Source organism: Aeromonas sp. 1HA1 (genome assembly GCF_029237385.1).
GTDB lineage: Bacteria > Pseudomonadota > Gammaproteobacteria > Enterobacterales > Aeromonadaceae > Aeromonas > Aeromonas popoffii.
The window spans coordinates 40,597-57,583 of record NZ_JAACGC010000012.1 but is presented as its reverse complement, the minus strand read 5'-3'; the positions used below and the strand labels follow the sequence as shown (position 1 = coordinate 57,583).

Here is a 16,987-nt window from a genome sequence, read left to right as displayed (position 1 = left end):
ATGTTACGGCGAAAAAGCGCCCAAATAGGGCGCCTTTAGGGTCTCTTTACAGCTTGCCCTTGATCAGCCACTTGTCGAGGGCGTTGGCGAAGCGCTGCTTGTCAGCGGCATTGAAGGGGGCCGGGCCACCGGTCTGCACGCCGGCCGAGCGCAGCTCTTCCATGAAGTTGCGCATGCCGAGCCGCGCCTGGATGGTCTCGCGGGTATAGATCTCGCCGCGGGGGTTGAGTGCCTCGCCACCGGCATCGATCACCCAGGAGGCGAGCGGTATGTCGCCAGTGATCACCAGATCCCCCGGCGTGACCTGTTGGGCGATGACATGATCCGCCACATCGAATCCCTTCTCCACCTGCTGGGTCTTGATATAGGGGGAGGGGGGCACGCGCAGTCCCTGATTGGCCACTAGCGTGGTGACGACCTGGGCGCGGTGGGCGGCGCGGTAGAGGATCTCCTTGACCGGGAGGGGGCAGGCATCGGCATCGACCCAGATGGGCATGGCATGGCTTCCTGTGTCTGAAATAAGGCCGCATCTTAACATGGCCAGCGCGGGTCGGCCCCTAGGGCTGAGTCAGGCCGGGCTTTAGTGTAAGCTGGCCCGATGAGACTGAATGAAAAGGACGAGCAGATGGATCGGGTACCCAGTGATGTGATTTATGCCCTGACCCTGGATGGCAAGGGTGGCATGCAGCCACTGGCGGCGGGGAGCGAGATCCCGGGGAAGAGCCCTGGCTGGCTGCATCTGGATTACGGCAATCCGGAAGCGGCCCGCTGGTTGCTGCACACCCCCTTGCTCAATGAGGCTGCCAAAGAGTCACTGCTCGGCCAGAGCAACAGGCCCAAGCTGGTGCGGATGGGGGAAACCGTGCTGCTGATCCTGCGCGGTATCAATCACAACAAGGATCACAGGCCCGAAGAGATGGTGGCGCTGCGCATTTTTATCACCCCGGATCTCATCATCAGCAGCCGTCGTCGTCCGCTGCTCTCCGAGCAGGATGTGTTCAACCAGCTGACGCTGGGCGGTGGTGCCGATACCCCGGCCGATTGGCTGGTGGAGGTGTGTGATGCCCTGACCGACCGGGCGGGGGAATTTGTCGAGGAGCTGCATGATCAGATCCTGGATCTGGAGGAGATGGTGCTGATGCGCGACCTGCCCGCCAACGGCAGACTGGCGCTGATCCGCAAGCAGCTCATCATGATCCGCCGTTACCTCTCCCCCCAGCGGGATCTGGTGGCGCGTCTTGCCAACGAGAAGATCAGCTGGCTGGACGAGGATGACCGCCGCCGCCTGCTCGACATTGCCGACCGGTTGCGGCGCTGGCTGGATGATCTGGATGCCGGGGTAGCGCGCACCGCCGTGCTGGCGGACGAGATCAACAACCTGATGGCGGAGGCAACCAATCGCCGGGCTTACCAGATGTCGGTGATGGCGCTGCTATTTCTGCCCGCCAGCTTCCTGACCGGTCTGTTTGGTATCAACCTGGGGGGGATTCCGGGGGCCGAGAGCCCGACCGCCTTCTGGGTCTTCTGCGGCTCGCTGGTGGCACTGGCCACCGGGCTGGCCGTCTGGCTCAAACACAGACGCTGGTGGTAAGGAGTCGTCATGACCATATGGCAATCTTTTGGTGTAACCCTGCTGCTGTTGCTGTGCCACACCCAGATCCGGCGGCTGATCCACAAGAGCCTGCTGGCGCTCGGCCAGAGCAGGCAGGTGAGCGAGAACCGGGTGCTCTACGTGGCCCATGTGTTCCACTTCCTGCTCGGCTGCGCCACCCTGCTGATCCTGGCCGGGGTGTGGGGGCTCGACTTCTCCCGGCTGGTGGTGCTCGCCTCCTCCTTCTTCGCCGTGCTCGGGGTTGCCATGGTGGCGCAGTGGTCGATCCTCTCCAACATCACTGCCAGCATCACCATCTTTTTCGCCTTCCCCTACAAAATTGGCGACCGGATCCGCATCCTCGACAAGGACGATTCAGTCACCGGTATCATCACCGAGATTGGCCTGTTCTACCTGCAGGTGCGCGATGACAACGGCGATCTTGTCACCTATCCGGCCAACCTGATCCTGCAAAAACCGGTCAGGCGGCTGGATGGCAAGGGGGCAGAACCGCTGCAACCGGAATGAAAAAAAGCTCCTTACGGAGCTTTTTTTGTCTTGAATGTCGCTCAGCGTTCGAAGAAGCGATAGAGATGTTCGACCTGGATCGGGCAATCCGCCACCAGATGTACGTGCTGGCGTGCCTCTTCGACCGAGCCGAAATAGCGGGGGCAACCCAGGGTGTCTGTCATCTCGTACAACCTGCCATCCTGGCCCCTGAACTCCACTATCCAGCCCGGCAGTATGGCATCCTGCAGGATCTCGGCTTCCTTGAAGGCTTGCTGCTGGTAGAGCAGGCGAAGTTCGCTGACTGTCATGACGTCCTCCTGTGACTCATAGCGTCTCTTCAAGTCTAGTGGCTGGGGCTGGTGGCGGCCCGGATCATTTGGCCGTGTTCAGGCACTCCCAAGCCCAGCGAATGCGAATGAAGGTCTCGGCATCACCACCGCGATCCGGGTGGTGCTGCAGTGCCAACTCGCGCCAACGGCGGCGGATTGTCTCCTGGCTGGCATTGGCGGTCAGCTCGAACAGGGCCAGGGCCTCCACCCTGTGTCCTGCGCCATCATAACGACGCCAGAAGCGGGTAAGCAGTGCTTCCACCTCTGCTCGGTCGGTCTGCCAGAACACCTGCCAGTCGAGATAGTAACTGCGCAAATTTTCACCAATGGCAAAGGCGTGGCTGGCATCTGGGACATTCGTCAGCGGTTCGAGCCGGATATCCAGGGTGCTGATCACCAGCCACCACCCCTCTTGCCAGAGTTCGGCTTGCAGCTGGTAGAGGGCGTTCATGATCAGGAAGTTGACCCGAAACAGCTGTAACTGCTCATCGTCGGCCAGCACCGGAATGGCCCCCTGCTGGCGCAGGGCGGACATCAGCTCGTGCACCTTGTAGCTGCTCGCCGCCTGTTGCAGCAGGGCTAGCAGAGGGGCTATCAGAGGGTTGGTGCTCTGGTCACTCATCACATTCGATTCCTCCGGGTGAGGTGGCCCTCTGTCTGTGGTGTCCGCGGTGCGCTACGTACAGACGAGGTGGTGATGGATCAGAGTGACATTCACGACGGGGCGGGGCAAGGCGCTGTGGCAAGGTAGGCGAAGAAAAAGACCGCCAGCTGGGCGGTCATGAGATTGAGCCGGATTAGATGGGGCTCTCTTTGTGGAGATCGGTGACACAGTCGGCCACTGCCAGCACCAGCGCCGAGCGCACCACCTGATCGAGCCGGTTGAGCTGCATCTGGTAGAAGGCCCAATCCTCTTCGCTGGTGGGGGGCGCCAGTTTCATCATGCCACCCTGATTGACGCCGTGCAGACGGTCGAGCAGGTCGCGGATCGGCTTGTCGCTGAAGCGGTAATCCTTGGGGTCGCGCACCAGAAAGTCGCGGATCTTGAGATAAGCCTCCAGATCCTGATAGCGCTCGAGGGAGATGAGGCCGAGGGCGAAGATGAGCTTGAGGCGTACCTCCAGCTGGCCGAGAGGGCCGCTCTGGTTGAGCAAGGGTTCGATGGCGTATTTGACGGCATACTCCTCCTGACGGAACGCGCGTCGCATCAGGGAATCGACCGCTTCTTCCAGGATGGTCACGGCTTCGAGAAAGAAGCCGCGGGGGCCATCCTGCTCGTTCAGTCGTTCCAGTACTTCATCTTCCTGGTGTGTGGTCATAGGTGTATAGGGTCCAGCTGACAAAGGAGAGAGAGTGCCTCTCTCCCGGTTTTTATCGTATGGGGCACATTCCCTTGCCATTCAAGCGCTTGGCACGCTATCAGGGCTGGCTGAATGCGCCGCAAGCAGGGTCATTACAAGGTTTCGTAACGGGCGACAATGGCGCTAACCACCTCGCTCTCTTCATCCAGGCCGGTGACGTGGGCCAGCGCTTTGGTCGGGCCAAGCTCCGCCAACAGGTGTTGCAACTCCACCGCCTGCGGGTCATCGGCATTGCGATAGTGCAGCGCCGCGGCGATCCCCTCCTGCAACTGCTCGCTCGGCAGGCCGTACTCCAGGGTGCCGAGCAGCGGTTTCACCAGCCTGTCTCCCGCCGCCAGTTTGCGCAGCGGCTGACGGCCGACCCGGTCAATTTCGTCCACCAGATAGGGGTTGGCGAAACGGGCCAGGATCTTCTCTATGTAGGCGGCATGCAGGCCGGGATCGAAGCCGTAGCGTTTCACCAGTACGGCCCCGCTCTCCTCCATGGCACGGCGCACCTTGCTACGGATCAGCGGATCCTCGATCGCCTCGCGGATGGTGCGATAGCCCCGCAACTTGCCGAGATAGGCGGTGACGATGTGGCCGGTGTTGAGGGTGAACAGCTTGCGCTCGACGAAGGCCATCAGGTTGTCGGTGGGTTCCATACCCGCCACCTGCGGCAGCTCCCCCTTGAACTGGGTCTGATCGACGATCCACTCGCTGAAGCTCTCCACCGTCACTTCCAGCGGATCATCGTTGGCTGCCGCGGTGGGCGGTACGATGCGATCCACCGCCGAGTCGACAAAGCCGACACAGGATTCGAGCGTGGCATGATACGCGACCGGCAGGTGCTTGAGTACCTCCTGCTTGAGATGCGTGGTGCCGCGCACCATGTTCTCGCAGGCGATGACGTTGAGGGGGGTCAGGTTGCCGGCATCGAAGCGGGCCTGCAGCCCCTTGGCCAGGGTGCTGGCAATTTTGTCCAGAATATTGGGGCCGACCGCGGTAGTGACCAGATCGGCGGTGATGATACGGGCGATCACCTCGTGACCGGCGGAGCTGACCGCCGCCACGTTGCGCACCACGTCCAGTTTCTGATCCGCCCCCACCACGTGCACCTTGTACTCCTGGCGGTGGTTGAGCTGATCGATCAGGGTCTCGTTGACGTCGGCGAAGGTGACCTGATGGCTGGCGTCCGCCAGCAGTTTTCCGATGAAGCCACGACCGATGTTACCAGCACCAAAATGCAATGTTTTCATAATATTAACCTCTTTAACCAAAGACGATGAAGGACGATTACGCCGCATGCTCGGCACCCAGCAGATCCAGAAACGCCTGGGGATCCGTGGTGCTGGCCAGCCGGTCGATGAGACCGGGTTCATCCAGTGCATTGGTCAGGCGGGTTATCACCTGCATGTGTTCGTCGTTGCACGCGGCGATGCCGATCACCAGTCGCGCCACCTCGTCCGCCGCTTCACCAAAGGCGACGCCGGCCGGATACTGGCAGATGACGATGCCGGTACGCTTCACGAACTTCTTGGCGGCGATGGTGCCATGGGGCACGGCGATAGATTCGCCGAGGTAGGTGGAGACCAGCTGCTCGCGCTCCAGCATGGCGTTGACATAATCGGGTGCCACGTAGCCCCGCTCCGCCAGCAGCTTGCCGGCAGTCCGGATGGCGGCCTCCTTGTTGTCCGCTTTCAGTCCCAGATGCACGTCCTGACGGCTCAGGGTGAACACCTCGCTGGCCTGCGGTGCGTAGCTGTCGTCGTTGGCCGCGATCAGCAGCTGCGGGGTGGCGACGTCATCGTTGGCGGCCCGGGTCAGGCTCTGTACCAGCTCCTGATAGAGGCCGTTGTCGAGGAAGTTGGTGAGCGAGATATGGTGGGCGTTCGGCGCATGGCGACGGGCCCGCTCGGTCAGATCCTTGTGGGTGATGACCCAGTCCACCTGATCGTCGAGCTGATCGATGGCGCGGTTGGTGACGCTGATGTCGAGCCCGGCGGCCTGCACCCGCTTGCGTAGCATGCCGGCACCCATGGCGCTGGAACCCATGCCCGCATCGCAGGCAACCACGATATTGCGCACCGCCATCAGTTCACCGCCCGGCTTCTTGGCTGCTGCGGTCTCGGGCTTGCCGCCCTTCATGGCTTTCATCTTGCGAGTGGCTTCACCCAGCGCATCGGCCTCGTCGGCTTCCGGCTGTTGGGCACGGACGAACACGGCGGCGACCAGGAAGGAGACCAGGGTCGAGCTGATGATGGAGAGCGCGACCCCGATCAGGGAGGCTTTCGGCGTCATCAACAGCACGGCGAAGATGGAACCCGGTGAGGCAGGGGAGACCAGACCGGCGTTGAACAGGGTCAGGGTGAAGACCCCGGTCATGCCACCGGCGATCACCGCCAGAATGAGGCGCGGGTTCATCAGCACATAGGGGAAGTAGATCTCGTGAATGCCGCCGAAGAAGTGAATGATGGAGGCGCCAGCCGCGGACTGCTTGGCGGCGCCACGGCCGAACACCATGTAGGCCAGCAGCACGCCCATGCCCGGGCCCGGGTTCGCTTCAATCAGGAAGAAGATGGAGCTGCCGTGCTCGGTCGCCTGCTGGATCCCAAGTGGTGAGAAGATACCGTGGTTGATGGCGTTGTTGAGGAACAGGATCTTGGCCGGTTCGACGAAGATGGAGGTGAGCGGCAGCATGTGGTTTTCCACCAGGAAGCCGACGCCACCGGCCAGCACGCCGGAGAGCACCTTGACGAAGGGGCCGATCACGAAGAAGGCGAGGATCGCCAGCAGCATGCCGATGAGGCCAGCGGAGAAGTTGTTGACCAGCATCTCGAAGCCGCTCTTGACGCGCCCTTCCATTACTTTGTCGAAGCGCTTGATGGCCCAGCCACCGAGCGGGCCGACCATCATGGCGCCCATGAACATGGGGATGTCTGTCCCCACGATGACGCCCATGGTGGTGATGGCACCGACTACGCCACCGCGCTCACCGCCCATCAGTTTGCCGCCGGTGTAGCCAATCAGCAGCGGCAGCAGGTAGGTGATCATGGGGCCGACCAGCTTGGCCAAGGTGTCGCTTGGCAGCCAGCCGGTGGGGATGAAGAGGGCGGTAATGAAGCCCCAGGCGATGAAAGCGCCTATGTTGGGCATGACCATATTGGACAGGAAGCGTCCAAAATTCTGTATCTTGACTTTGGTATCCGGTGATAACATGTCGGGACCCCGTTTTAAGCCTGTTTGATTAAAAGTGGTAGTCGGGATGACGGGTTTTGCCGAACCTTCATCCCAGTCGTCTAAGCAACTTCAATCTACCAGCTTGTGATCACATTAGGTTGAAAACGGGGTGCCTTGTGACACACCTCTCAAATATCCAGGCTACCCCCCTCCCTTGATAGTGACTTTGATCACATACAGGCGTTGTAGTTTGGCTACATATCGATCTTTCCTGCTGATAACACACATTCAATGTGATTAAGATCACCTTATTTGGCTTGCGCAATCCCGCACTCAGTGTGACGTCTGTCACAAACGCATTATTTGTATTCAAATGGGGCAATTGAAGTGACCTCCAATGAGAGGGGCAGGACGATGAATCCTTCGCCTTATACTGTTAATGGCAAATGAATCAATTGCTTTGTAACCCACTTTCAGTTTCCCACTCAGCTTCTTCAGCCGCATTACCCCCTCCAGCAGGCCCCGATCGAAGCGTTGACGCAACAGATTGACAAACAGCAGCGCCGCCAGAGCAGCGTCTCCGGCACACTCATGCCGAGCCTGTCTATACGTATAAAAAAGCCCGCAGAGTTGCGGGCTTATGGATATCCAGTGGTTGACGCCGGGTTTAGTCCGCCTTGGGAGCGGTCTCGGCAGGGGTCTCAGCGCTCTCGGCCACCGGTGCTTCCGGTGCCGGGCCCGGCACCAGCTCGACCGCCGGTTTGGCGATGAGGGAGCGAGTCTCTTCCACCGCTTCACTCAGCTTGACCTCGATGATCTGGCCCAGCTCATAGACCACCTCGGTCTTGTCCAGATAGACGCGGCCGTTGTCCCAGTTGCACTCCAGGCGATCCTTGTTGTCGAGGATATGGCGAGCAGGCATGAAGACCACGGCTCCGTTCTCCTGCAGTCGCAGCTTGAGACCGGCACGCATCACGTCGATGATCTCGGCGTTGAACACCTTGTCGGTGCCGGCATCGGCCTTGAGGTAACGGACATAGAGCCAGTCACCGATGTCGCGCTCCACCATGCGGTGCAGGCGGCGACAGGCGGTCAGGTGATCGGTCAGTTCCTGGCTCGGGCGCTCGCCCGGGGTCTTGCCGGCGATGACGGCCTTGAGCAGGCGATGGTTGACCATGTCGCCGTATTTGCGGATCGGGGAGGTCCAGGTGGCGTAGGCATCCAGACCCAGGCCGTAGTGGGCACCCGGCTCGGCGGACATCAGCGCATAGCTCTGGAAGCGGCGGATCTTGCCATCCAGCCAGCGGGTATCCAGGTTGTCGATCCAGCGGCGCAGGGCGCAGAAGCCCGACAGGCTGGCGATCTCGTCGCGTTCGAACGGGGCGTCGGCGCTTTTCATCAGGTCGATGGCGCCGTCGAGGGACTCTTCATCGAATCCTGTGTGGACGTTGAAGATGCCGTAGCCGACACTTTTGCCCAGCACGCGACCGGCGCAGATGTTGGCGGCGATCATCGACTCTTCGATCATGCGGTTGGCGATGCGGCGCGGCTCCACGTGGATGGCCAGCACGGCGCCGTTCTCACCCAGCTCGAAGTCGTAGTCGGGTCTGTCCGGGAACACCAGCGCATGCTCGGTGCGCCATGCGATGCGCGCCTCTGTCATGGCTTTCATCAGCGGCAGCTGGGCCATGACGCCTGCGTCTATGGTCAGCTCCTTGCCATGCTCGGCCCAATCGGAGACCTCGTCATAGTTGAGACGGGCATGGGAGATGATACGGGCGGCGAAGAATTCGGTCTCTTCCAGCAGCAGGCCATCTTCGGCGATCAGCAGGCGGGCGCACAGGGTGTTGCGCTCCTCACCCTCTTTCAGGGAGCAGAGCTCGTCGGAGAGGGTGCGCGGTATCATGGGCACGTTGCGGCCCGGCATGTAGACGGTAAACGCGCGCTGGGCGGCTTCCTTGTCCAGCTCGCTGCCTTCGGCCACATAGGCGGTCGGATCGGCGATGGCGACCAGCAGTTCCCAGCCGTTGTCCAGCTTGCGGATGGCCAGGGCGTCATCCATGTCCTTGGTTTTGGCGCCGTCGATGGTGAAGAAGGGGACCGCAGTCAGGTCGGTGCGCGGCAGCTCTTCCTCCTTGATGACATTCCACTCGGGCAGATCGGCCGGTTCAATCTGGGCCAGGTTGTGGCGCGCCAGCACTACCCACCAGGGCACGTTGTGGTCTTCCTGATCGGCGATTTTGTGGCTGATCTCGGCGGAGAAGTTGCCATCACTCAGGGCGTGACGCTTGAGGGTCGCAACCACCCAGTCCCCTTCCTGGAAGGACTTCTCATCCAGACCCTTCTTGGCGCGGGCCTTGATGGCATCCTTGATCAGCGGATGGTCCGGCACCACGTTGAGGCGATCGCGGAACATCTTCACGCGACCGACGAAGCGGGTCACCGCCTGCTCCAGCAGGGCATCCGGCTCGGCCACTTCCTTCTCTTTTTCGGTACGGATCAGGGCGCTCACCCGGTCACCGTGCATCACCTTCTTCATGTAGGGAGGCGGTACGAAATAGCTGGTCTTCTCATCGACTTCCAGAAAGCCGAAGCCCCGGTCCGAGGTGCGGATCACACCCTCTTTCTTGGGGATGTTTTCGCGGATTTGTTGCTTGAGCTGGGCCAGCAGCGGATTGTCTTGGAACATAAGTGAGGAACCTGAGTGGAGACCTGATGAAGAAACGCCCAGCACTATACGTTTTTACCCCTCCAAAGCCAAGGTGAATGGCCCCGTCAACCCCTGTACAGTGCGTGGCGCCCCTGATCGATCAGGCGCTGGGAGATCTGTTTGTGCAGCCCGCGCTCCAGCACCCAGCGGTGCCAGTAGAGGCGCTCGACGAGCTGATGCTGAGGGCTGAGATCGAGCAGGCTCCCCTGGGCCAGCTGCTGGCGGATCTGCAGTTCGGGGATGAGGCAGTAGGCGAGCCCCTGCTCGGCCATGGCGACGAAGGCCTCCGACGAGCGCACCGTGTGGCAAGGGTAGCCGCCGGGTTCCAGCCCGAAGTGGCGCGCCATGAAGCTCACATGCATGTCGTCGCGCTGATCGAAGGCCACTGCCGGCGCCTTGGCCAGCGCTGCCTGGGTCATGCCATTGGGAAAATGGCGGGCGACGAAGGCAGGGCTGGCGGTGAGCAGGTAGCGCATCTCGCCTAGCTCGTCGACGCAGCAGCCCGCCAGTGGCTGGCCGTGCAGGCTGACAGCGCCGAAGGCCTGCCCCTCACGCACCCGGTCCAGGGTGCGGCACTCGTCATCCACTAGCAGGTTCAGTTCGATGGGGTGCTGTTCCAGCAAGGGGGCCAGGGCGGGCAGGAACCAGGTTGCCAGGCTGTCGGCGTTGACCGCTATGCTGACCCGGATCGGGGCCTGCGGTTCGTCAGGATCGATCTCGCCGGCCAGCTCCAGTTCCAGCTGGCGCACCTGGCGGTAGTGGGCCAGCAGCTTCTGGCCAAGGGGGGTCGCCTGCAGCGGCTGGCTGCGAATGAGCAGCGGCTCGGCGAATTGCTGCTCCAGCTGCTTGATGCGCTGGGAGATGGCGGACTGGGTGATGTGCAGGCGCTGGGCGGCCCGCTCGAAGTTCTGTTCCTGCATCACGGCATCCAGCGCCAGCAGCAGCTTGTAGTCCAACGCCTTCATCAGTATTCCTTATCCGTAAAGGTATTTAGAAGGGATGCTACTGGAGTGGCGGTGGCAGGACAACGCTGCGCTGGCCATATCGCCGACAGGCCCGGCTGGCGTGGTGTACGGGGTGAAGCAGGTTGGTCACTGTGAGATGTGACAGTGGTGGTCAAAAGATATTCAGTGGATACTCCTTTTCGTCCGTTTTTGCATGGGGTGGAAACGGGCCATAGCGAGCACTTTTAATCCCGGGCCTTACCCCGGGATTTTTTTATGGTGATTATCACTCAGTGACCAGCTCACGCGCATCGGCATACTCGCCCTGCATGGGCTGGCCGACAGCACGGGCGAAGCGCTCATCCAGGTGAAAGCGTATACCGACCCCGCGCACCGCGCCCAGATCCACCGCCTGACGGTGGCCGAGTCGCTCTATGGGCAGGCCGAGACGGCGGAAGATGCGCTCCACCGGTAGGCTGACCACGGCGACCAGTTCCCTGATCCCCTTCGCCTTGGCGAAGGCATAGACCTCGCGGAAGATAATACAGGTCAGCTCGCTCACCCCGCAGTCCATGCGCGGCGCCCGGTTGGCGTCGATGGCAAGGCGGGTCAGCTCCCACACGTCGTTGCTGCGCGGTGGTGCCTCACCGGCGAGGGCGCTGGGGAATATGCTGGGCAGCATGTAGTCCTGGGCGCAACTGAGCAGCCGGATGCAGCCACACAGGCCTTCTTCGTCTTCGATCAGCACCCAATGGGTGTCCGGGGTATCGAAGCTGTCCTGCTCCAGGCCACGGTGGGACTCCACATCCCAGCCGAGGCGATCGGAGAAGACGCGATTACGGAAGCGATAAAGCTCGTTTTCTACCTCCCATCTGGGGTGTTCTTTTAATTTTCCTTTGAAAACAAGCATTCAGGTGTCTCCATTTTAGTGTTCGGCGCTATAATCGAGGCCCTGGCCAGGGGGGCTAGCATATGAAACAAGACCAACTGCTTGAGTACCTCGAACATTTCACTTTGGTAACGGACGGGGATCGTTTGGCCGAGTTGATCGGTCGGTTCACGCTCGGTATGGGCTATGACTACTACCGGTTCGCGCTGATCATTCCCATGTCGATGCAAAGGCCCAAGGTGGTGCTGTTCAATCAGTGCCCCGATTCCTGGGTGCAGGCCTATACGGCTAACCATATGTTGGCTTGTGATCCCATCATCCAGTTGGCTCGCAAGCAGACCTTGCCCATTTATTGGAACCGGCTGGAAGGACGGGCGCGTTTTCTGCAAGAGGGCAGTTTGGATGTGATGGGGTTGGCGGCGGAGTTCGGACTGCGCAACGGCATTTCGTTTCCGCTGCACGGTGCGGCGGGGGAAAACGGCATACTGTCGTTTATTACCGCCGAGCAGGCGTCGAGCGATCTGCTGCTGGACTCCTCGCCCATCCTCTCCTGGATGTCCAACTACATCTTTGAGGCGGCGATCCGGATTGTGCGGGTCAGTCTGCGGGAAGATGACCCTCAGGAGACCCTGACTGACCGGGAGACCGAATGCCTGTTCTGGGCCAGTGAAGGGAAAACGTCGGGTGAAATTGCCTGCATCCTGGGGATCACGGAACGTACCGTGAACTACCACCTCAATCAGGTCACCCGTAAAACGGGGTCGATGAATCGCTACCAGGCCATCGCCAAGGGGGTGAGCAGTGGCATTTTGCTGCCCAATCTGGAGCAGGTCCTTGTCACCAACTTCCCCAAGCTGATGCAATAAAACCTGCTGATTTTCGGGGCAGAGCGACAGGCTCACAATTGTCAGATCATGCAATTGACAGTTGGTGCCGGATGGGGGTCATTCCTGCCCTCAGGAATTCGGTTGATTAGAAAAATGAATGCATCAGAAAATTTATGAATTTCTCTGAACACTTCGTTGCCCCTTATAGTGCCGTCCAACTTCTCTTTTGGACGGTTCATTCATGTTTGCAACTATCCTGCAAGGCTTCACTCTCGGCCTTGCCATGATCATTCCCATCGGTGCCCAGAACGCCTTCGTGTTGAGCCGGGGCATCCACCGTAACCACCATCTGTTGGCGGCGACGCTCTGCTGTCTGTGCGATCTCATCCTGATCGGAATTGGGGTCTTCGGTGGGGCCAATCTGCTGGCGGCGAGCCCCCTGGGTCTGGCGCTGCTGACCTGGGGGGGCGTGCTGTTTCTCGGCTGGTTCGGCATTCGCTCCCTGCGCAGTGCCTGGCGGGGGCAGGGGGCTGCACTGGCGGACTCGCCCCGGTTGATGGGGTTAAAGAGCGTGCTGGCCATGACGCTCGGGGTGACGCTGCTCAATCCTCACGTCTATCTGGATACCCTGATGCTGCTCGGCTCCTTCGGCAGCCAGTTTGCCGAGGAGTTGCGGCCGGCCTTTGCAGCCGGGGCCATGTTGGCCTCCCTGGTCTGGTTCTACAGCCTGGCATTTGGCGCGGCTGCGCTCTCGCCCTGGCTTGCCCGCGGCAGGGTCCAGCAAGCTATTGATACTATTGTTGGTTTCATCATGCTGGGGTTGGCGTTGCAACTGGTTAGCGGAACTTTGCTGACCTCATAAGGCTTTTTTTGTGTCGTACCTCATAAAAATTAATCCCAGCTTCATGCCCTGACATATTCGTCTGTTAAATTCCTGCCGCTGGTAAAGCGACACTCATAATAAAAGGAACAAAACAGTGAATAAAACCATGAAGCTGGGTGCTATTGCAGCCATAGTGCTGTTGTCTGCCTGTAGCAACGAAAACGACAGCAAGGCGCAACCGGGAACGGTTGCCCTGCGTCTGATCCAGACCTCCGATATTCACTCCAACGTGCTGGGGTTCGACTACTACCAGAACAAGGAGGATCGCAAGTTTGGCTTCTCCCGCACCGCGCTGCTGATCCGCGCGGCCCGCGCCGAAAACCCCAACAACCTGCTGCTCGACAATGGTGACCTGATCCAGGGCACGCCGCTGGCGGATTACATCTTCGAGCAATCCGGTGCCGGCTACCTCGACAAGCAGGCCCATCCGGTGTTCAAGGCCATGAACGAGATGGGCTATGACGCCGGCAACCTGGGTAACCACGAGTTCAACTACGGGCTGGATTACCTCGCCAAGACACTGCAGGGCGCCAAGTTCCCCTATGTGAACGCCAACGTGTTCGAGGCGGGTGCCTTCAAACGCGATGCCAAGGGGCAAATAGACTGGAGCGGCAACAAGTTCAAGCCTTACCTGCTGCTTGAGCGCAAGGTGAAGGATGACAAGGGCCAGTTGCAGACCGTCAAGGTGGGCATACTGGGACTGACCCCGCCGCAGGTGCTGCAGTGGGACAAGCGTCATCTGGAGGGCAAGGTGGTGGTGGCCGACATGGTCGAGACCGCCAATCACTATGTGCCCGAGCTGCGCGCCAAGGGCGCCGACATTGTGGTAGTGGTGGCGCATACCGGCATCAACGCCAGCAGCTACGAGGCCATGATGGAGAACTCCGCCTGGCATCTGGCCAAGGTGCAAGGGGTGGATGCCCTGATGCTGGGTCATGCCCACAAGAACTTCCCGGGCGATTTCCCGGATCTGCCGGAGGTGGACAACCAGGCCGGCACCCTGCGCGGTGTACCGACCGTGATGCCTGGCTACTGGGGCAATCACCTCGGTATCATAGACCTCACTCTGGAGCAGGTGGGCGGCAAGTGGCAGGTGAAACAGAGCCAGGCCAGCCTGCGCAAGATTGACTCCAGCGAAGGCAGCGCCGTGGATCAGCGGGTTGTGGATCTGGTGCAGGCGGATCACGACGCCACCAACCAATGGCTGGATGAGCCGCTTGGCAAGATCACCTCCTCCATCCACAGCTTCTTCGCTCTGGTGCAGGACGACCCGTCGGTGCAATTGGTGAGCGATGCCCAGCGTCGCTACGCCGAGCAGCTGCAACAGGACGGTCTGCTCAAGGAGCCCTACCCGATCCTGTCGGTGGCGGCGCCCTTCCGTGGCGGTCGCAACGGCATCAACGACTTCACTTATGTGGCTCAGGGTGACATCTCCCTGCGCAACGTCTCTGACCTCTACATCTATCCGAATACTTTGCAGGTGGTCGAGGTGAATGGTGCCACCGTCAAGGAGTGGCTGGAGATGAGCGCCGGTCAGTTCAACCAGATCGACACCGGCAAGACAGAGGTGCAGTGGCTGGTGAACGAAAAGTTCCCCACCTACAACTTCGACGTGATCGATGGGGTGAACTACGAGGTGGATATCACCCAGCCGTCCCGTTACAGCAAGGAAGGGCTAAAGGTCAGCGATGGTCAGCGCATCAGCGCGCTTACCTTCAACGGTCAGCCCATGGATCCGGCCCAGAAGTTCTACGTGGTGACCAACAACTACCGCGCCAGCGGTGGCGGTCACTTCCCGGGTGTCGACGGCAGCAACATAGTGCATGAAGATCCCTCCGAGACACGGGAGATCATAGCCCAGTACCTGAAGGCCCAGTCTGCTGACAACCCCGGTGGTTTCAGCCCTGCGGCCAACAACAACTGGCACATGAAGGCTCTGCCGGCCAACGTGGACGTGCGGCTCTACTCCTCCCCCCGCGAAGAGGCCAGGCAGCTGGCCGGCGCGGATCTGGAGTACAAGTCCACCCTGCCGATGGATGATGCCCAGCACCCCGGCTACGCCATCTTCCGGCTGATCCGTCAGTAATACCTGACTGAAACCGGCGATAAAAAAAGCCCTCGCAGTGCGAGGGCTTTTTCGTGGGCAGCTGGTGGCGTGTGTTTAGTTCACCACAGCCACGTTGACCCTGCCGTTGCTCTGGGTCATACGAACCCGTGCGCCGGTAGTGAAGGTGGGGCTGGCTTTTTGTACCACTACGATGATTTCGCCGGTATCTCTTTTGATCTCGAGCTCGACGCCGTCGACCTGATTCAACCTGTTGCCGATGGCGTTGCCTGCCGCCGCGCCGCCAATGGCACCGCCGGCAGTGGCAAGGTTACGGCCGGAGCCACCACCTATGGTGCTGCCTAGCAGGCCACCGACTACGCCACCACCTATGGTCCCCAAAACAGACTCATCTTGGGCTTGGATCGTGACGGGACGGGTGGAGGTGATGGTGCCGAAGCTGACAGTTTGCACCTGTTTGGCGCGATCCCTCGTGTAGACGTCGCCAGAGAAAACATTGCTATTGGCGCAGCCAGTGACGGTCGTTGCGGCCAACAGGGCAATAAGAGTCGTTCGTTTCAACATGAGGGGCCTCCTGGGCTGGCATCTGATCTGGTTAATTCGGTTAGTGAGTTTAACTTTACGCTAAGCGGATTGAGCATGACACCCGCAAAGTGTAACCAATTATCAGACTCGGGGGGAGAGAGGTTGTCAGCGGCCGGGTCAGCCAAGCCGTTTTTCCAGCAGCAGGCGAGCTTCATCCGGGCCAAAATAGTCGCGCACCTCGGCAAGTTTTTGATAACCAAGTCGAAAGTAGAGGCGTTGGGCCGGATTGGCGGGATTGGCGGGATCCACTGTCAGCCTGACGTGTTCGACCCGCAAGTCTGTCAGCGTCTGCTCCACCTTTAGCATCATGCGCTCGGCGAGGCCGAAGCCGCGCACCTCGGGCAACACAGCCAGTGAGAGCAGCCAGCCTTGCGACCGATTCTGTCCCAGCCCGCCCAGGGCATAGCCCAGCAGCCTGCCATCCAGTTCGGCGACCAGCAGCAGCTCGGGCCACAGATCCATGGCCTGACGGAAGAAGAAGCCGGGGTAGGTATCCTCCCCGAAGACATCGACATCTATCTGCCAGATGGCGTGCATGTCGGTGTGGCGAGCCACTCTCAAAATGGGGGGCTGATGCATCCGGGTTCCTGTCATTGCATGCGTGCTGCCGTGCGGCAGTCAAAAAAGGAGCACAGGTTAGTGGGCCAGCCGGACTGATGCAAGCTGGTCTGGTGATGGGGCCGGCGCCGCAGCTGCCCGATTCAGGGTGGCAGGGGCCGATTGCTGGGCAATCTGGGGGCCTTGCGGCGGCTGTCCAGCAGGTGGTGCAGGGCGAGCCAGGGGTGATGCCACAGCATGCGCAGGCCGCTCCACTTCATGATCAGTTGTATCTGTTTGCGCATGGCCGGGGCATAGCAGTGGATGTTGCAGTTGGCACAGGTGGGTTTGTGGCCGTGACCATAGCGGCAGCGCCGCAGGCGCTGGTGGGCGAATGCTTGCAACTGCTGGCAGTGCCGGCAGGCGGGATCCTGATGATGGTGGTCGCAGTAGAGGCGGATCATGGCGCTGACCGTCTGCTGCTCGCGCATGAGTCTGGGGTGGTCACTCGCCTGTTTGCTGACTGCGGCGTGTGAGCCCCGGGCTGGGCTGGCATGATGACTTTTCATGGCCGCCATTCTCCTGACCTGCTCGTTT

General features: G+C 60.6%; 17 protein-coding genes. 5 read left to right on the top strand and 12 right to left on the bottom strand.

All coding sequences use genetic code 11. The annotated features are described in order from the left end of the window. Window positions 1-46: 46 nt before the first annotated feature. A complete protein-coding gene (locus GWQ22_RS06360) occupies window positions 47-496 on the bottom strand; it encodes a YaiI/YqxD family protein (RefSeq protein WP_275929786.1) in 450 nt (149 codons plus the stop codon). 102 nt (window positions 497-598) lie between these two features. Here GWQ22_RS06360 and zntB point away from each other — a divergent pair, with 102 nt between their 5' ends. Both zntB and GWQ22_RS06350 read left to right on the top strand, forming a co-directional pair. Beyond that, the gene (gene zntB, locus GWQ22_RS06355; protein WP_042038662.1) at window positions 599-1,591 is read left to right on the top strand and encodes a zinc transporter ZntB; all 993 of its coding nucleotides are present in this window, start codon (window positions 599-601) and stop codon (window positions 1,589-1,591) included. Between the two features lie 9 nt (window positions 1,592-1,600). Continuing rightward, a complete protein-coding gene (locus GWQ22_RS06350; protein WP_275929785.1) occupies window positions 1,601-2,119 on the top strand; it encodes a mechanosensitive ion channel domain-containing protein in 519 nt (172 codons plus the stop codon). Between the two features lie 41 nt (window positions 2,120-2,160). On the opposite strand, the gene GWQ22_RS06345 is transcribed toward GWQ22_RS06350, so the two are convergent. From GWQ22_RS06345 to GWQ22_RS06310, 8 genes are all read right to left on the bottom strand, one after another. Beyond that, entirely contained in the window at window positions 2,161-2,409 is a 249-nt protein-coding gene (locus tag GWQ22_RS06345; protein WP_212514197.1) for a hypothetical protein, read from the bottom strand. A 64-nt stretch (window positions 2,410-2,473) separates the two neighbouring features. After that, window positions 2,474-3,052, bottom strand: a complete 579-nt coding sequence (locus GWQ22_RS06340; protein WP_275929784.1) for a DNA-J related domain-containing protein — start codon at window positions 3,050-3,052, stop codon at window positions 2,474-2,476. A gap of 175 nt (window positions 3,053-3,227) precedes the next feature. Continuing rightward, window positions 3,228-3,749 (bottom strand): MltR family transcriptional regulator, encoded by a 522-nt coding sequence (locus GWQ22_RS06335; protein WP_108537921.1) that lies wholly within the window; start codon window positions 3,747-3,749, stop codon window positions 3,228-3,230. Between the two features lie 134 nt (window positions 3,750-3,883). Further along, window positions 3,884-5,029, bottom strand: a complete 1,146-nt coding sequence (locus GWQ22_RS06330) for a mannitol-1-phosphate 5-dehydrogenase (protein WP_275929783.1) — start codon at window positions 5,027-5,029, stop codon at window positions 3,884-3,886. 37 nt (window positions 5,030-5,066) lie between these two features. Then, a complete protein-coding gene (locus tag GWQ22_RS06325) occupies window positions 5,067-6,989 on the bottom strand; it encodes a PTS mannitol transporter subunit IICBA (RefSeq protein WP_275929782.1) in 1,923 nt (640 codons plus the stop codon). A gap of 628 nt (window positions 6,990-7,617) precedes the next feature. Further along, window positions 7,618-9,639, bottom strand: a complete 2,022-nt coding sequence (locus GWQ22_RS06320) for an exoribonuclease II (protein WP_275929781.1) — start codon at window positions 9,637-9,639, stop codon at window positions 7,618-7,620. 86 nt (window positions 9,640-9,725) lie between these two features. Next, on the bottom strand, window positions 9,726-10,625 hold the full coding sequence (locus GWQ22_RS06315) for a LysR family transcriptional regulator ArgP (RefSeq protein ID WP_042038672.1): 900 nt from the start codon (window positions 10,623-10,625) through the stop codon (window positions 9,726-9,728). A gap of 265 nt (window positions 10,626-10,890) precedes the next feature. Next, window positions 10,891-11,514, bottom strand: a complete 624-nt coding sequence (locus GWQ22_RS06310) for an acyl-homoserine-lactone synthase (protein WP_275929780.1) — start codon at window positions 11,512-11,514, stop codon at window positions 10,891-10,893. 62 nt (window positions 11,515-11,576) lie between these two features. Between GWQ22_RS06310 and GWQ22_RS06305 the strand changes: the two genes are divergently transcribed. The 3 genes from GWQ22_RS06305 to GWQ22_RS06295 all read left to right on the top strand — a co-directional run bounded on the left by GWQ22_RS06305 (window position 11,577) and on the right by GWQ22_RS06295 (window position 15,289). Further along, on the top strand, window positions 11,577-12,359 hold the full coding sequence (locus tag GWQ22_RS06305) for a LuxR family transcriptional regulator (RefSeq protein WP_275929779.1): 783 nt from the start codon (window positions 11,577-11,579) through the stop codon (window positions 12,357-12,359). A gap of 202 nt (window positions 12,360-12,561) precedes the next feature. Then, entirely contained in the window at window positions 12,562-13,182 is a 621-nt protein-coding gene (gene lysE, locus GWQ22_RS06300; protein WP_042038676.1) for an L-lysine exporter, read from the top strand. 127 nt (window positions 13,183-13,309) lie between these two features. Continuing rightward, a complete protein-coding gene (locus tag GWQ22_RS06295) occupies window positions 13,310-15,289 on the top strand; it encodes a bifunctional 2',3'-cyclic-nucleotide 2'-phosphodiesterase/3'-nucleotidase (RefSeq protein WP_275929799.1) in 1,980 nt (659 codons plus the stop codon). Between the two features lie 75 nt (window positions 15,290-15,364). Here GWQ22_RS06295 and GWQ22_RS06290 read toward each other — a convergent pair whose 3' ends face one another. From GWQ22_RS06290 to GWQ22_RS06280, 3 genes are all read right to left on the bottom strand, one after another. After that, window positions 15,365-15,832 (bottom strand): glycine zipper 2TM domain-containing protein, encoded by a 468-nt coding sequence (locus GWQ22_RS06290; protein WP_212514204.1) that lies wholly within the window; start codon window positions 15,830-15,832, stop codon window positions 15,365-15,367. 138 nt (window positions 15,833-15,970) lie between these two features. After that, complete coding sequence (locus GWQ22_RS06285; protein ID WP_275929778.1) at window positions 15,971-16,432, bottom strand: N-acetyltransferase; 462 nt, start codon at window positions 16,430-16,432, stop codon at window positions 15,971-15,973. A gap of 122 nt (window positions 16,433-16,554) precedes the next feature. Next, the gene (locus GWQ22_RS06280; RefSeq protein ID WP_042038921.1) at window positions 16,555-16,959 is read right to left on the bottom strand and encodes a nitrous oxide-stimulated promoter family protein; all 405 of its coding nucleotides are present in this window, start codon (window positions 16,957-16,959) and stop codon (window positions 16,555-16,557) included. Between the last annotated feature and the right edge of the window lie 28 nt (window positions 16,960-16,987).

Excerpts from the sequence above, each read along its gene's own strand:
- GWQ22_RS06360 (WP_275929786.1), bottom strand. The coding sequence starts at position 496 with ATGCCCATCTGGGTCGATGCCGATGCCTGCCCCCTCCCGGTCAAGGAG.
- zntB (WP_042038662.1), top strand. The coding sequence starts at position 599 with ATGAGACTGAATGAAAAGGACGAGCAGATGGATCGGGTACCCAGTGAT.
- GWQ22_RS06350 (WP_275929785.1), top strand. The coding sequence starts at position 1,601 with ATGACCATATGGCAATCTTTTGGTGTAACCCTGCTGCTGTTGCTGTGC.
- GWQ22_RS06345 (WP_212514197.1), bottom strand. The coding sequence starts at position 2,409 with ATGACAGTCAGCGAACTTCGCCTGCTCTACCAGCAGCAAGCCTTCAAG.
- GWQ22_RS06340 (WP_275929784.1), bottom strand. The coding sequence starts at position 3,052 with ATGAGTGACCAGAGCACCAACCCTCTGATAGCCCCTCTGCTAGCCCTG.
- GWQ22_RS06335 (WP_108537921.1), bottom strand. The coding sequence starts at position 3,749 with ATGACCACACACCAGGAAGATGAAGTACTGGAACGACTGAACGAGCAG.
- GWQ22_RS06330 (WP_275929783.1), bottom strand. The coding sequence starts at position 5,029 with ATGAAAACATTGCATTTTGGTGCTGGTAACATCGGTCGTGGCTTCATC.
- GWQ22_RS06325 (WP_275929782.1), bottom strand. The coding sequence starts at position 6,989 with ATGTTATCACCGGATACCAAAGTCAAGATACAGAATTTTGGACGCTTC.
- GWQ22_RS06320 (WP_275929781.1), bottom strand. The coding sequence starts at position 9,639 with ATGTTCCAAGACAATCCGCTGCTGGCCCAGCTCAAGCAACAAATCCGC.
- GWQ22_RS06315 (WP_042038672.1), bottom strand. The coding sequence starts at position 10,625 with ATGAAGGCGTTGGACTACAAGCTGCTGCTGGCGCTGGATGCCGTGATG.
- GWQ22_RS06310 (WP_275929780.1), bottom strand. The coding sequence starts at position 11,514 with ATGCTTGTTTTCAAAGGAAAATTAAAAGAACACCCCAGATGGGAGGTA.
- GWQ22_RS06305 (WP_275929779.1), top strand. The coding sequence starts at position 11,577 with ATGAAACAAGACCAACTGCTTGAGTACCTCGAACATTTCACTTTGGTA.
- lysE (WP_042038676.1), top strand. The coding sequence starts at position 12,562 with ATGTTTGCAACTATCCTGCAAGGCTTCACTCTCGGCCTTGCCATGATC.
- GWQ22_RS06295 (WP_275929799.1), top strand. The coding sequence starts at position 13,310 with ATGAAGCTGGGTGCTATTGCAGCCATAGTGCTGTTGTCTGCCTGTAGC.
- GWQ22_RS06290 (WP_212514204.1), bottom strand. The coding sequence starts at position 15,832 with ATGTTGAAACGAACGACTCTTATTGCCCTGTTGGCCGCAACGACCGTC.
- GWQ22_RS06285 (WP_275929778.1), bottom strand. The coding sequence starts at position 16,432 with ATGCATCAGCCCCCCATTTTGAGAGTGGCTCGCCACACCGACATGCAC.
- GWQ22_RS06280 (WP_042038921.1), bottom strand. The coding sequence starts at position 16,959 with ATGAAAAGTCATCATGCCAGCCCAGCCCGGGGCTCACACGCCGCAGTC.